Origin of the sequence: Mycobacterium gordonae (assembly GCF_017086405.1) — a bacterium.
Taxonomy (GTDB): Bacteria; Actinomycetota; Actinomycetes; order Mycobacteriales; family Mycobacteriaceae; genus Mycobacterium; species Mycobacterium gordonae_D.
This window is the reverse complement of sequence record NZ_CP070973.1, coordinates 6,918,546-6,933,808: the sequence shown is the minus strand read 5'-3', so window position 1 is coordinate 6,933,808 and position 15,263 is coordinate 6,918,546. Positions and strand designations below refer to the sequence as shown.

The window sequence follows — 15,263 nt, the reverse complement described above, 5'->3', positions numbered from 1 at the left end:
TCGGAGTCAGGAACCCCCGGTGCCCCCGACACCACCGGACCCGCCTGAGCCGCCGGCGCCTCCATTGGCAGCGCCGGGTCCTCCACCGGCGCTGCCGGGGTTTCCGGTGCCGCCGTTTCCGCCCGTGCCGCCGGTGCCGCCGGTACCGCCAGGTCCGCCGGGGCCGCCGACTGCGCCGGCGCCACCGGCCGAACCGCCGGTTCCGCCCACGCCGCCGGTGCCGCCGGTGCCGCCGTCACCGCTGCCCAGGACGAGGCCGCCGGATCCACCAAGTCCGCCCGACCCACCAGCGCCGCCCGTGTTGCTGGCAGTGCCGCCGGTGCTGGTGCCGCCGGTTCCGCCCTGCCCGCCGGGGCCGCCGGTCCCGCCGGTGCCACTGGTGAGAATGAGGCCTCCGGTGCCTCCTATTCCGCCGGCGCCGCCATTACCGCCCGTTTCGGCGGCGTCGCCGCTGCCACCGGCGCCGCCGTCGCCGCCCATCCCGCCGACGCCACCCTGGCCGCCGTTACTGCCGGCCCCGCCGGCGCCGCCCACGCCGCCCGTGCCGCCCGCGCCGCCGGTGGGACTGACGACGGTGCCGCCGGTGCCGGCGGTGCCGGCCGCACCGCCGTTCCCACCCGTGCCGCCGCTGCCGCCGGTGTTGCCGTCGCCGCCGCCACCGCCGGCACCGCCGGTTCCGCCAGCGCCGCTGGCGCCATTGGTACCACCGACGCCGGAGGCGCCGCCGGTGCCGCCGCCACCGCCAGCTCCGCCGTTTCCGCCGGTGGCGCCGGTGCCACTCGGCGCATTGAGTCCGGTGCCGCCGGTGCCGCCGGTGCCGCCGGTGCCGCCCGTTCCGCCGCTACCCCAGGTGGTCGCGCCGGCGCCCCCGGCGCCGCCGGAGCCGCCCAGGCCACCGGCCCCGCCTCCGGTTGAGGTGGAGCCGACGGGGAAGCCGCCCGCACCTCCGGCTCCACCGGTGCCGCCTGTGCCGCCGTCGCCACCGGTGCCGTTGCCGCCGTCGCCGCCATTTCCGCCGCTTCCACCGGCACCGCCGGCATTACCCTCATCGCCCGGGTTGACGGCGGCTGCGGCGCTCCCGGCACCGCCGGTGCCGCCGTCGCCACCGGTGCCGTTGCCGCCCGCGATCGCCCCGGCACCGGAAAGTCCGGCGGCACCGCCATCGCCGCCGTCGCCGCCGACGTTGCCACCGCCACCGGTGTCGTTGCCGCCAGTGCCGCCATTCCCGCCGCCCCCACCATTGCCGGCGTTGCCGCCGACGCTGCCCGCCCCGGTCGCGTCGCCGCCGTCGCCGCCCTTGCCGCCGGCACCGCCGGCGTGGCCGATGCTGCCAGCCGCGCCGGTGTTGCCGGCGCCGCCGGTTCCGCCCGTCCCGCCGCCGCCGCCAGTTCCGCCCATTCCCGAAACTGCGCCCGTGCCGGCTACTCCGGCCGCGCCGCCCTTGCCGCCGTCACCGCCGGCGGCGCCGACCCCGCTACCGGCGCCGCCGGTACCGCCGTCACCGCCTTGACCGCCGCTGCCGGCATTTCCGCCGGTGCCCGTCGGGCCGCCGCTACCGCCATCTCCGCCTCTGCCGCCGGCGCCGCCGCCGTCGCCGTCGATGCCTACGTTGCCGGGGTTGCCCTTGCCGCCGTTGCCGCCGTTGCCGCCGTCGCCGCCAACTCCACCGGTGCCTGCGAAGGCGCCGGCGCCGGGGGTTCCTGCCGAGCCTCCGGCACCGCCGGCGCCGCCGGAAGGTGCCGATGTCCCGCCGATGCCGGTGTCGGTTCCGCCGTGGCCACCGTCGCCGCCGGCACCACCGCCACCCGCGTTGCCACCGGCGCCCTGGCTGCCGCCGGTGCCTCCGGTTCCGGAAGCACCGCCGGTGCCGCCGCTGCCGCCGACCCCCCCGATACCACCGGCCCCGCCGGTGCCGCTGCTGAGGCCGTCGCCGCCGTTGCCCCCGGCGCCGGCCGCTCCACCGGCTCCGCCGGTGCCGCCCGTGCCGTTGATTCCACCGGCCCCGGAGCTACCGCCGGCGCCCCCGGTGCCACCCCATCCGCCATTGAAGCCATTGAAGCCGTTGACGCCCGGTCCTCCCTTGGCGCCCGCATCACCTGCCCCACCCGCTCCGCCGGTCCCGCCGCTACCACCGTTGCCCGTGTTGCCCGCGGCGGGACCCGGTAATCCGGGGCTGCTGCCAAGGCCGGCGGCGCCGCCGCTGCCGCCGGCGCCGCCCGCACCGCCCGTGCCGCCGGTGCCACCCGCTACGCCGAAACCGGTGCCGTCGCCCCCGGCGCCTCCGGCACCACCGGCACCACCTTCGCCGCCGCCGCCGCCCTGTCCGCCGAAGCCGACCAGCGCTTGGTTGGCGCCCCCGGCGCCGCCGGCGCCGCCGGCGCCGCCGGCCAAGCCGGAACCGCCGGTGGCGCCGGGGGCACCCGCGGCGCCTGTGTCACCGGCGCCGCCGGGCCCACCTGCCCCGCCGGCCCCACCAAATCCGCCCGGCGCCAGGTTGGTGCCACCGGCGCCGCCCGCTCCGCCGGTCCCGCCGGCCACGCCCAAGCCCACACCAGAGCCGCCGGCCCCGCCGCTTCCGCCGGCTCCGCTGAGGCCGCCGAAAACTCCGCTGCTGCCGCCAGGGCCGCCTACCCCGCCGGCTGAACCGCCGACGGCTCCGGGGCCGCCGGCCCCGCCGGCCCCGCCATTACCGAGACAGAGGCCCCCGTTGCCGCCGGCCCCCCGGCGCCGCCGACGCCGGCAAGACCGACTCCGCCCGCTCCGCCGGCCCCGCCATTGCCGAACAAGCCCGCAGAGCCACCCGCCCCGCCCTTGCCGCCGGGCGCACCTGAACCGCCGTTGCCGCCGTTGCCGCTCAGCCAGCCGCCGGCGCCCCCGTTCTGCCCGGTGCCCGCCGCCCCGTTCGCTCCGTCACCGATCAGCGGTCGCCCCGTCGCAACCTGGCTCGGCGTGTTGATGACGCCGAGCACGTTCTGCTGGAGCGTCTGCAGCATCGAAACATTGGCGGCCTCAGCGCTGGCGTATCCCACCGCCCCTGCGCGTAACGCCTGCGCAAACTCGTCGTGCCACAGCGTCGTTTGGGAAACCAGCGCATGGTATTCCTGCCCGTAGCTACCGAGTACCTGTGCGATAACGGTCGACACGTCATCGGCTGCGGCGGCGACAATTTCCGTCGTCGTACCCACCGCGGTGGCATTGGCCATCCTCATCGCCTCGGCGATTCCGCTCAGCTTCGCCGATGCTGCGGCCAGAACCTCCGGTGCTGCGCTCACGGTTGACGGCATCTGCGGGCTCCGATCGTTCGGGAGGGTAAGAGCGTGGAGAAATCGGCTAGATATGGCGAGCACGCTATTGCCGAGGCAAGAGGTCTCCAGTCGATTGTCAGATTTGTTGCCATCTTTGCCTCACGCGGTCCTGTCGCAGGCCGATCAGTTGCGACCGGCGGGACAGTTCATTCCACAACTTGTGATAGACGCCGTACGCGCGCCGAGTGCACGCTTCGGGAGAACCGATCTCCTGGCCGATGTGTGGGCGGAAGGGCGTGTCCGATGTCATTTCTGCAGGTGGTGCCTGAACTGGTGGCGAGTGCTGCCTCGGAGTTGGCGGGCGTTGGTTCTGCGGTTCGCGAGGCTGGCGCCGCCGCCGCCCTGCCCACCGCTGCCTTGGCGGCCGCCGGCGCCGATGAGGTGTCGGCGGCAGTTGCGAGCCTATTCGGCAGCTATGCCGGTGACTTCCAAACCGTCCATGCCCATGCCGCGGAGTATCACCAGCGGCTGGTGCGCGAACTCGCGGCCGCCGGCGCTGCCTACGGGGCCGCCGAGGCGCAAAACTTCGGGCTGTTGCAAGCCGCGGAGCGCGACGTGCTCAATCTGGTCAACTTCCCGACCCAGGCACTGCTGGGCCGCCCGCTGGTCGGCGACGGTGCGCATGCGACCGTCCCAGGACAGGCGGGCGGGGCCGGTGGACTGCTCATGGGCAATGGTGGCAACGGGGCGCCGGGAACGGCTGGAATCGCCGGGGGCGCCGGTGGGGCGGCCGGGTTGATCGGTAACGGCGGGGCCGGCGGCGCTGGCGGTGACGGCGCAACAGGCGGTTCCGGCGGGACGGGCGGCTGGCTGTGGGGTGCCGGCGGAGCGGGCGGCACCGGTGGCGCCGGCGTTGGTGAGGCTAACGCCGGCGGGCTTGGTGGCAACGGCGGCAACGCGGGAGTGTTTGGTCGGGGCGGCCTCGGCGGTGCCGGCGGGCGCGGCGGAACTGGTTTCGTCGGCGCTGCGGGCGGTGCAGGGGGCCCTGGCGGTCCCGGCGGAACCGGCGGCGCCGGTGGGACCGGTGGCCTGCTGTGGGGTGACGGCGGTGCCGGTGGAACCGGCGGGCTCGGCGGCACCGGCGGGTACGGCGGGCAGGGTCTCACTGCCGCCGAACCGGCTGGACTTGGAGGGGCCGGCGGCGACGGTGGCGAAGGCGGCGGCGGCGGACACGGCGGTCCCGGTGGCGCCGCCGGACCCTTCAACCTCGGGCAGCTGAGTGGCCAGCACGGGGCCGGCGGGGCCGGCGGTGCCGGTGGAGCGGGCGGGATCGCCGGGGACGGTGGCACCGGCGGCGCGGGCAGTTGGAGCGTCAAGAACGGGGTCGGCGGCCCGGGCGGCACTGGCGGAAACCCGGGCGCCGGCGGCGCCGGCGGGGCCGGCGGCCTCGGGGGTGCGGGTTCCAGCACCGGTTCGGCGGGGGCGAACGGGGCGACTCCCACCAGCGGCGGCGACGGCGGGAGCGGCGGAGCCGGCGCTGACGCGACTTCTCCTGGCGGCACGGGGGGCACCGGCGGCGCCGGTGGCGACGGCGGGCTGGTCGGCAATGGCGGCACCGGTGGTGCCGGCGGCAGCGGCGGAGTCGGCACCACGGGGGCCAACGGCGCTCCGGCAGGGGTTGGGGGATCGGTAGGTGCCGCCGGAGGCAACGGCGACATCGGCGGTGCGGGCGGCACCGGTGGCGCGGGCGGCGTCGGCGGCGCCGGAGGGGCTCACGCGGGTAAGGGAGGTGCCGGTGGTGTCGGTGGCACGGGCGGGACGGGCGGAGCCGGCGGCAGTGGGGCCGACGGTGGCCAGTCCTATCTCTCCTCTGGCAACGCAGGTGGGCGTGGCGGGGATGGCGGCGCCGGCGGCACCGGCGGTACGGGCGGGGTCGGGGGTGCGGGGGGTACCGCCACCCACGGCGAAGCCGGCGAGCAAGGCACGGGCGGGGCCGGTGGAACCGGTGGAGCCGGCGGCATTGCCGGCGACGGCGGCCCTGGAACCAGGGGCCGTTGGAGTACCACCAATGGCGTCGGGGGTACTGGCGGCGACGGCGGCGACCCGGGCATCGGCGGGGCCGGCGGCGCTGGCGGGGCCGGTTCGAGCAACGGAACGACGGGTGCGTCCGGCGCCACCCCCACCAGCGGTGGCAACGGCGGCGCCGGCGGCCCTGGTGCTGACGCCGATGACCAGCGCGCCCCGGGGGTCACCCCCGACAGCACCGGGGGCACCGGGGGAACCGGAGGCAAGGGCGGCCTCGTCGGCAACGGCGGCCAGGGCGGCACCGGCGGCAAGGGCCGAACCGGTAGCACCGGCGCCAAGGGCGTCGAGTACGTCGGCTATTACGCGGGCCAAGATGGCGGCGATGGTGACGCCGGCGGCACTGGCGGTTCGGGTGGTGCCGGCGGCGCCGGAGGCGCCGGCGGGGCTCTCGCCGGCAACGGTGGCATGGGTGGCACGGGTGGCACGGGTGGCACCGGCGGTGCCGGCGGCGCCGGCGGCCGCGGGGACGACGCCTCTGCTGATCTGCTTCGTCCGTACGCGCTACACGGTGGCGACGGTGGCGACGGCGGGGCAGGCGGCGGCGGAGGTATCGGCGGCGCTGGCGGCGCGGGGGGTAATGCGACGCGGGGCAACCCGGGGGTTCAAGGCATCGGGGGGGACGGCGGCACCGGAGGATCGGGCGGGGCGCCTGGTGACGGTGGCCGCGGTAGCGACGGCACCGGCTTCAACCTCACTCCCGACTACAACGGGAACGGTGGTGACGGCGGCGACGGCGGTAACGCCGGGGCGAGCGGGCCTGGCGGGATAGGCGGCGCCGGCTCCATACCGGGGGCGTCGGGCCGCGCCGGTGACACCCTGCACCCGGGCGGTCGGGGCGGGGATGGCGGCACCGCCCTCTACCAGGAATGGGGGCCGCCCGTTACGGGCGGCAATGGCGGCAACGGCGGTGCCGGGGGCAGCGGTAGGTACGGCGCGGCTGGAGGCGCGGGTGGCGACGGCGGTGCCGGCTCGATCGCCAGTCTGCCGGATAACTTCCCGGTCTCGTCCGGGGGGCGCGGCGGCGCCGGTGGTGCCGGCGGCGTCGGGGAGATTCGCGGCGGGACCGGAGGGGCGGGGGGTAGTGGTGGAGTCGGAGGGGTCGGCCTTGTCGACATTGATGGCGGTGCCGGGGTGCCGGCGGGCCCGGGGGGGCCGGCGGGACTGGAAACCTCGGCGGCAGCGGAGGCAACGGAGGTGACGGCGGGGATGGCGGCGACAGCGCCGGGCGAACCGGCGGCGACGGCGGCCAGGGTGGCGATGGCGGTTCCGGCGGTGCGGGCACATCCGGGCCGGGCGCCAGCGGATTCTCCGGGAGCCCCGGCAGATCCGGGAGTCCCTTCGGCGCCGGCGGGGCTGGTGGAGATGGCGGCGTAGGCGGCGGCAATCAAGGTGGCGGGCTCGTCTAGGGCCGTTTTCCGGACCACTTAATCAGGTGTCGCCGGGGTGCCACGCCCGCACACGACTCGTCGTGCCACAGCGCCGGCTGGGCGGCCGGCGTCCGACACACCTGCCCGTAGCCGCCGAGTAACCCCGCGAGTGAATGTCGACTCGTCATCGGCCCGGGCCGCTACATTTCCCGGTCATACTCGCAACGGCGTTGACCGATCGTTCCGGGGGTCCCACGAATTCGTCTGTTGTTGCTGCTAGCGGGGAATTGCCGGCCGCAATAATCGTTGCAGCCTCCGATGTGTTCCCCCGAACCGGGTGCGGAGGTCACAATTGGACCCATCGATATGGCCCGAGACGATTTCCCGGGAGGCTGGCAGCGCCATGACGAACTCGGCTCTCGGGTTTGGTGTGCTGGGACCGCTGCAGCTGTTGGTGAACGGCGACCCGGTATCGGTCGGCGCCGCCAAGCAGCGTGCGGTGCTGGCGGTGCTGTTGATCGATCGCAACCGCCCGGTGTCGGTCGACTCGCTGATCGACGCGGTGTGGGACGGCTCCCCGGTGCCCGCGGCACGCACGAGCATCCAGTCCCACATCTCCAATCTGCGCCGGCTGCTGCGCGACGGCGGCGCTGACCCGGTGCGGGTCCTGGCCAGCGCACCGCCGGGTTACCAGCTCAACGTCGCGGACACCGACTACGACCTGGGCCGCTTCGTCGCCGCCAAGGCCGCCGGGGTCGAGGCTGCGGCGGCGGGCCGGTTCGAGGAGGCCAGCAGCCACCTGTCCATCGCTCTGGCGGAATGGCGCGGCCCGGTCCTGGACGACCTCCGCGACTTCGATTTCGTCGCCCCGTTCGCCGCCAAGGTGCTCGAGGACAAGGTGGCCGCGCACAGCGCCCGGGCCGAGGCCGAAATCGCCTGCGGGCGTGCCGATGCCGTGATCGGTGAGCTGGAGGCGCTGGCCGCCGAGCATCCCTACCGCGAGCCCTTGTGGGCGCAGCTCATCACGGCCTACTACGTCACCGAGCGGCAATCCGACGCGCTGGGCGCCTACCGGCAGCTGAGGACGGCGCTGGCCGAGGGGTTGGGTATCGATCCCGGCCCGACCGTCAGCGCCCTGCATGAGCGCATCCTGCGCCAGGAGCCGATCGTCACTAAGCAGGCGGTCAAGAGCACCCGCAAGCGCAGCCGGATCGACACGAGGCCCACGCTGTCGACGGCGGTCACCGCGGCCCTATGCGACCGCTTCGGACATCGTTATCAGCTCAACGGGGCTACCACCCGGATCGGGCGGTTGGCCGACAACGACATCGTGCTCGACGACAACGATGTCAGCCGCCACCACGCGGTCATCGCCGATACCGGGTCGGGTTTTGTCATCACCGACCTGCGCTCGACGAACGGGGTCGAGGTCCGTGGTGAACTGATCCGGGGGAGCGCCGCGCTTGAGCACGGCGACAGTGTCTCCATCGGGGGTTGCGGGTTCGTCTTCGAGATTCGGCCCGCCTGACGGCGGAAGTCGCCCGTGCCTGGCGCGGTCAGCCGTGGCTGCCCACCGTACCGTCGATACCCACCCGGCCGGGGTCTCCGTCTAGGCCGGTCCGGCCGTTGCCGCCGCCGAGACCGCCACCGGCGCCACCGGGCCGCCGACACCGCCGTCCCCGCCACTGCCGCCGGCGCCGGCGGCGCCGCCCGCTCCGCCTGCACCGGTGCCCGACGGACCGACACCGCCGGGCGCGCCGTCGCCGCCGTTACCGCCTGCACCGCCACTGGCGCCATGACCGCCGTTACCGCCGTTACCTCCGAAGCCGGCCTCAATGTTCTCACCCAGGTTCGCTCCGCCTCTGCCGCCGAGCCCGCCGTTGCCCCCGTCGGCGCCAACGCCGCCCTTGCCTCCCGCGCCGCCGATGCCGCCGGCGCCCCCGGCGACATCGGTCAGATCGCCCACGGTGCCGGCATTGCCGCCCATGCCGCCAGTGCCGCCGGAGCCACCTATGCTGAGGGTCCGGCGGCGTCGCCGCCGTTGCCGCCACTGCCACCGTCTCCGCCGAAGACAAGCCGATGCTGTAACCGCCGTTGCCGCCGTTGCCGCCGTTGCCGCCGGCGCCGCCGGCACCGCCGGTGCCACCCGTGCCACCCATGCCACCGTTGCCGGCGAGAGCCCCGCCGGCACCACCCGAAACCGCCAGTGCCGCCGGCGTCACCATCGCCGCCATCTTGGCCCGCGTAATAGCCGACGTACTCGACGCCCTTGGCGCCGGTGCTACCGGTTGGCCCCTGCCGCCGGTGCCGCCCTGGCCGCCGTTGCCGACGAGGCCGCCCTTGCCTCCGGTTCCCCCGGTGCCCCCGGTGCTGTCGGGGGTGACCCCCGGGGCGCGCTGGTCATCGGCGTCGGCACCAGGGCCGCCGGCGCCGCCGTTGCCACCGCTGGTGGGGGTGGCGCCGGACGCACCCGTCGTTCCGTTGCTCGAACCGGCGGCACCCGCGGAGCTGTCAGCTCCGCGGGGACCGGCGCCGCCGCTTCCCCCCGCGCCGCCGGTGCCGCCGTCGCCCGCAGTGCCGATGTTGCCGTCGGTGCCGCTTGCCGCGCGGCCGCCCGCGCCGGCATGTCCACCGACACCGCCGTCGCCGCCGTCGCCGCCCCGCGAACCGGTGGTCGGGCCGGTGGCGCCATTGCCGCCTCGGCCGCCGGTGCCGCCGGTGCCCCCGCGTCCACCGTCGCCGCCGGTGCCGCCGGGGCTTCCGGGCGGGGTCCCGGGCGCGCCGATACCCCCGGTGCCGCCGCCGCCACCGGAACCGCCGGTGCCGCCGGTCCCGTTCATCCCGCCGGGGCCGGAGTTTCCGCCAGCCCCACCGTCACCGCCCGCGCCGCCCTCAAATCCTGGCGCAGCCGCGGCTGCCGAGCCTGCTGCCGCATTCGCGCCGGGCGCGCCGCATTGACTGCGCTCCACATTGTCAGTTGCGCGTTGGCCGACTCGGCGGTTGCGTAGGAGTTGGCGCCGCCGGCCAGCGCGGCAAGGAAGTCCCGGTGAAACACCGCGGCCTGGGCGCTCATCTGCTGATATGCCTCGCCGTGGGTGTTGCGCAGTCGCGATCACATCCAGTGAAGCTAAGGCGAATCCCATTGACGCACCCCTGTCCGGAAGACTTCTCACCGTGGCGCCGAGGCGTTGGCCGGCCTTCAGGAACTTCAGAACAGCCGCGGTCGCGAGTGCTTCCGGGCTGCCCGACGTCAACGGCATCGGATGGTTCCTCGACGCGAGTGCGGTTACGAGCGGTTGCTCTGGCTATCACCTTGGGGCACTGGACGCCGCGGGTCTCTCGGCCGACCAGCCGATTTGATGGATGAAATTGTCTCCCCCGGTTGGAGGAGGCCGCAGGCTAGCTCTTGCGCAGCGGCGCCGGATCCCACAATCCGCTGCGCGTCACGGTGCCCAGCTCCAGCCGGGCGGGCTTGGCGTCGGGGTAGAAGGGCGTCAGGCGCTGCAGCGCACCCCAGTCCCGGAACCAGTCGTCCTTGAGGTAGCTGGCCACGGTGGTCGACTGCGTCAGCAGTTCGGTGATGCCCAGCGGGCCGCCGCCGAGGTTGTCCATGACGGGGGAGTTGGCCTCGGCGCCGAACCGGTCGGGCAGGATGCGCCACTTGGGTGTCTCGTCGACACCGTTCTGATGGCCGAACGGCCGCTGGCAGGGGAATGCCAGCCCGACCAGCCAGTCCAGGAACACCGGATCCGCCGAACCCACCACATCCTGTAGCGTGCGCAGCCGCGGCACCCGCGGCGGAGTGAGCCCGATCCAGTGTTGCGGGGCCAGATCGTCGTCGTCGGCCACCAGGCGGATCTGGGTGGCGGAATCGGGGATCGCCGACAACGGCGCGCGCAGGTTGCGCCAGGCCGGTGCTGCCCCTACATCGGCGAATCCCATTGAGCCGCTGTGCTTTCCGGCCGCAGCCTCGTCGTCGGTGGCCCACTGCACCTGGACCTCGCGGGCGTCGAAGCGGCCTGCGGCCGTCACCACCAGCAGCGGCGTCTTGTGTCGCTCCTCCTTGGCCGGCAGTCGGTACCAGCCCGACCGCAACATTGCCGGCACCTGAATGCCGGCGCGCCAGCTGCCCAGCACCGGTGTGCGGGCCGGGTCCAGGTTGAACGGCAACCGGGCCCGGGAGCCGTTGATGCCCGGCGCGGCCGTGGTACCGCCTTCGGTGCCGGCCTCGGTGCCGGTGATCACCCCGTCGTCGTTGGCGAAGTTGCGGTCTCCGGGGCGCTCCATTACCGGGTCGGCGGAGACGTCAGCGGGAATTCCGTTGGGAGTGAACGCTTCCGAGAGCCCGGCGCCCAGCGCGTCGCCCACCGGCGCGGACACCGGCGCCAACATGCCGGCCTCGGGATCCAGTTCGACCAAAACGTCTTCGGCCAGCCCACACGTTTTTCCGGTCAAGGCTTGCAGGTTCGAGCGGCCCACTGACCAAGCCGGATACTGGAAGATCATCGCCTGGGTCAGCGACACGACCTCCATCAGAACCAACAACCACGTCGCAATCGCCAACGGAGACTGCAGGATTCGTGACAGTCGGACGCCAAACCGGGTGCGCGGTGGCCCGTCGTCATTGGTGGCGACGAAGTGGAACCACGCCGCGATCAACAACACGACGACCGTCAGCTCGAGCAGCGCCGTGGTGAGCGACCAGCGCCACTTGGGGAACGAATTAGACCACGGCACACCGAAATTGGACACATACCACCAGCCGTTGACGCTGGCGAAGGACATGGCCATCACGAACAGCACGACGGCGGCGAACACGGTGCGGTTGCGTCGGGATCGCATCGCGGCCCCGGTCACCGCCACCGCAGCCAGCGCACCCAGCGAACCGGCCAACCCGGCGAACACCCCGAAGTGATGTGTCCATTTGGTGGGCGTGAACATCATCGCCAGGAAAGAGATGATGGTGATGCCGATGATGCGGCGGCTCGGACCGGCCGCGGTGCCGGGAATTCGCCCCTTGCGCAAGGAGATTGCCACTGCGATCGCCAGCGCGAGGATCAGCGCCAGCACCGCGAACCGCCGCGCCACCGAGCCGTCCGGGCTGGGCATGAACAGTCGCTCGTAGCGGATGTGTTCGTCGAACCACTTGAGGCTGGGGCCGACTGCTTGCTTGAGCACGGTGGCCTGGGCTTCACCGGCGAATGTCTGGTCGCGGAAGATCAGGATGGTGGTGACGGTGGCGGCCGCCAGTATCGGCGATATCAGCGGCAACAGGCCGAACCGTTTCGATCGGCGGTGCAGGATGGTCCGCAGCGGCCCGATCGCCACCAGCAACGCACCGATCGAGGCGATGCCGGTCGGGCCGGAGAACAAGGTCAAAGCGCCCAGGATGCACGCCGCGGCCACCGGCAACAGCCGACTGGTCGCCACCGCGCGCTCCACCGAGCACCAGGTCAGCAGGATGCCCAGGGCGATGATCGGCTCCGGCCGCAGGCCGTTGTTCAGGGGCAGCCAGACCGCCAGGAACATCCCGGCCGCCGTCCACGCCGCGGCCCGGCTCTTCTTGACGGAATGGCCGAGCCGCGGGATCACCTCGCGGCTGATCACCCACCAACAGGTCAGCGCCATCAGCAGGGTGGGCAGCCGCATCCAGATGCTGGCAGTGGTGACATGGGCCCACATCGCCAGCAGGTCGTAGTACCAGCCGAACGGCGCCTCGGGGGTGCCGAACCAGCGGTAGTAGTTCGCCATGTAACCGGCGTGTTCGGACACCCGGGCCATGGTCAGGATGTAGCCGTCGTCGGAAGTGTTGGCGCCCACGAAGTGCCACCACACCAGCACGGCGATCACCAGTGCGTCCAGCCCGCCGATCGACCACCAGCGCGACGGTAGGAAACGGCGGTGCCGGGTGCCGTCGGCGGTGTCCAGGATGTGCAGTGCTACCAGGGAGGCGGCGGTCAGCAGCACCCCGAGGATCATTGCCGCCAGCTTCAGCGCCGTGGGGTCGCTGCTGTAGCGGGTGTCGACGGTCGCGGTGAGGCTCAGGCCGGGCGGGGTCGGTCCGGCCAGATCGGTGAACACCCCGACGATCTGGGGACGGAAGTCATAGCCGCTCTTCTCACCGCGCAGCGGCTCGCCGGGATGCTCGGTGGTCGGTCCCTGCTTGAGGCCGACGAATTCCGCGATGACCCGGTCCGCGTGCGCGGTGAACGTCAGGCGCTGACAGTCCGGGCCCAGGACCTGACTCATCGGCGCCGCCACCACCGGGACGTTGCGCACGATCAGTACCAGCTCGCCGTTGACCCGCTGCAACAGCAACCCGCGGTCGATTGCCTTGGGTGCCTGTTTGGGCACCGTCGACAACAGCACCGTCTTGCCGGCGTTCTGCGGTCCGTTGAGCCCCGCCGCGGCCTGACACGGGACGCTGATGTCCAGGTCGGTGGCCACGTAGCTGATCAGCGGCGCCTCGACGCTGCTGAAGGTGCCGTTCTGGGGCCAGTTGAGCTGGGCGGTGGTCTGGTTGACCGGCAACAGCGGGGTCGCCAGCGCCAGCACCGTCCCGAGCAGCCCGGCGACGACGGCAACAAGGCGAGCGATCCGGTAGTTTGCTCCCGCGTCGCTCACGGAGGTAGATGGTAGCCCGGCCTCGCGGCCTGGGTCTTCGCTGGCCATCAGGGGCCCGGCACCGGCTTACGGATGGCCACCACGAAGGGCCCGATGGTCTCGACGGCGAAACGCGGGTCGCTGAACAGGGCTGCCTTGAGGTCCACGGTGTAGCGACGGACGTTGGGCTGGTTGGGGTAGACGTCCTCGGCCAGTCGCAGTGTGTAGGTGTTGCCGGCGCCGCGGCGCATGATGAACACGGTGGGCGGCGGCCACGGCAGCTTGTCCAGTGCACCTATCAACTCGTCGGCGGTCTTCAGCTTCGACCAGCTCTCGATCTGGGCGGCGCGTTTGTCGAACTGGGCCAGCGGATTGGCGTAGTGCGACGTCAGGCCCTGAAAACCCCAGTACGGATAGAACGACAGGAAGCTGTAGTCGGCCGTCATCACGACCGTCTGATCGCGCGGTCTACCGGTGACCTTCGCGATGGCGGCGTCGACGGCCGGGTAGTACTTCTCCGCGCTGGGCGGTCGCCGGTCACCACGCTGTCCGTCACCGTCGGTGTCGGTGTAGGCGATCGTCAGGTCGGGTCGCAACACGTCGGGAATGTCCTGGCTGAACGCGATCGCTGCGGCCATCCCCAGCGCCGCGGCCACCGGCAGCACCGCCCGGCTGCGCCCGGCCAGGGCCTGAGCCGTCTCGACGAAGCCGAAAACCCCGGCCGCCACCAGGAGCACGCTCAGAGTGGGCTGTAACCGGAACGACAACAGTGTCGTGCGCGCCAAGGTGGTCAGCATCGACAGCAGCGACCACGCGTAGACCGCGAGCACGCCGATCGCCAGGCCGCCGGCCCGCACCGACGAACGCGCCCGCGTCACCAGCCACAGGGTGCCCAGCAGACAGCCCGCACCCAGCAGCGAGAACTGCAGCATGGGGAAGGTCAGTTCGGCCCCGTCGGCGGGCAGGTAGTGAAAGGCGCTGCCGCTGTTGCTGGTCGGCGAACTGAGCGTCCGGAGCAGATAAGGCAGCCAGGTGATCGACGCGATCGCGGCCGCGATCACTCCGATGACGACCAGCCGGCGCAGCGGGTCCGCAGCTGCCCGGACACCGCCGGAGCGCCACCGGGACACGGCGAGACTTAGGGCCATCAGCGTCACGGTGAAGGCGCTGTAGGCGACCAGCAGGGTGTACCAGGTCGCGGCGAAACCCAGGAAGACGCCGGCGCCGACGATAGCCGCCCAGCCCCCGCGCTCGCTCCCGGCGGGGAGGCGACCGGCGGCCCGCAGTCCCGACCACGTCAGCACGAACATCGGCGGCAGCAGCACGGTGATCATCGCGGCGTAGGGCTCCGGTGAGCTGTAGGCCAGCGTCACGGCGGCGGTCGCGATGGTCACCAGCAGCGCGTACTCGAAGCGGACCATCCGCGACCACAGCACCAGCGCGACGGCCACCGCGACGGTGATCGACGTGATCGCCCACGGCTTGAACATCTCCCACGCCGGCGTCCCGCTCAGCGCCGCCGCGCGTCCGCCGATCCAGAACCAGCCCGGTGGGTACAGCGGCGGCAGCCCGACATAGGTCATGTCGTGCAGCGCCGGGCTGTCGGTGAGCCGGGTCAGGTACTCGGTGCGGAACTGTTGGTCGACGGAGATGCCGAACAGGTACAGCTTGGTGGCGCCCAACGGCATGCCCAGTGTCACGACGGTGAAAGCGGAGAGGAACACCACCCCGCCCAGCTGTGCCAGTCGCCGCAGGCGTTTGCGGCGGTGCACCCAGCCGACGGCGAACAACCCGGCCAGGCAACCCACCTGACCGACCGTGGTCAGCGCGTGCAACTGGTTGGACGACGGGAAGGCGGGCCACTGCACCTGCGCTATTGCCATCAGGGACACCACGGCGACCACCACGGCAACGAAAGTCGCCGCGGCCATCTGGCCCAAGGTGGCCAGCGCGTTGCGCATGC

At 73.2% G+C, this 15,263-nt stretch carries 6 protein-coding genes and 1 pseudogene; 2 read left to right on the top strand and 5 right to left on the bottom strand.

The genetic code is table 11. The features are described 5' to 3' along the window. Positions 1–6 precede the first annotated feature (6 nt). Positions 7–3,284: pseudogene (locus JX552_RS33595) on the bottom strand (PE family protein). Positions 3,285–3,548: 264 nt separating this feature from the next. Here JX552_RS33595 and JX552_RS30000 point away from each other — a divergent pair. Both JX552_RS30000 and JX552_RS29995 read left to right on the top strand, forming a co-directional pair. Further along, positions 3,549–6,704, top strand: a complete 3,156-nt coding sequence (locus tag JX552_RS30000; RefSeq protein ID WP_205875409.1) for a PE family protein — start codon at positions 3,549–3,551, stop codon at positions 6,702–6,704. A gap of 396 nt (positions 6,705–7,100) precedes the next feature. Then, entirely contained in the window at positions 7,101–8,225 is a 1,125-nt protein-coding gene (locus tag JX552_RS29995) for a BTAD domain-containing putative transcriptional regulator (RefSeq protein ID WP_205875408.1), read from the top strand. A 313-nt stretch (positions 8,226–8,538) separates the two neighbouring features. On the opposite strand, the gene JX552_RS33590 is transcribed toward JX552_RS29995, so the two are convergent. From JX552_RS33590 to JX552_RS29975, 4 genes are all read right to left on the bottom strand, one after another. Beyond that, complete coding sequence (locus JX552_RS33590) at positions 8,539–9,537, bottom strand: hypothetical protein (protein WP_205875407.1); 999 nt, start codon at positions 9,535–9,537, stop codon at positions 8,539–8,541. Next, positions 9,534–9,770, bottom strand: a complete 237-nt coding sequence (locus JX552_RS29985) for a PE domain-containing protein (RefSeq protein WP_205875406.1) — start codon at positions 9,768–9,770, stop codon at positions 9,534–9,536. Before JX552_RS29985 ends, JX552_RS33590 begins: the two co-directional genes overlap by 4 nt. A gap of 326 nt (positions 9,771–10,096) precedes the next feature. Then, positions 10,097–13,369 (bottom strand): arabinosyltransferase domain-containing protein, encoded by a 3,273-nt coding sequence (locus tag JX552_RS29980; protein WP_205875405.1) that lies wholly within the window; start codon positions 13,367–13,369, stop codon positions 10,097–10,099. Then, positions 13,369–15,261 carry a galactan 5-O-arabinofuranosyltransferase gene (locus JX552_RS29975; protein WP_205875404.1) on the bottom strand — a complete coding sequence of 631 codons (1,893 nt, stop codon included), beginning with the start codon at positions 15,259–15,261 and terminating at the stop codon, positions 13,369–13,371. The genes JX552_RS29980 and JX552_RS29975 overlap by 1 nt, the downstream gene beginning before the upstream one ends. Positions 15,262–15,263 lie beyond the last annotated feature (2 nt).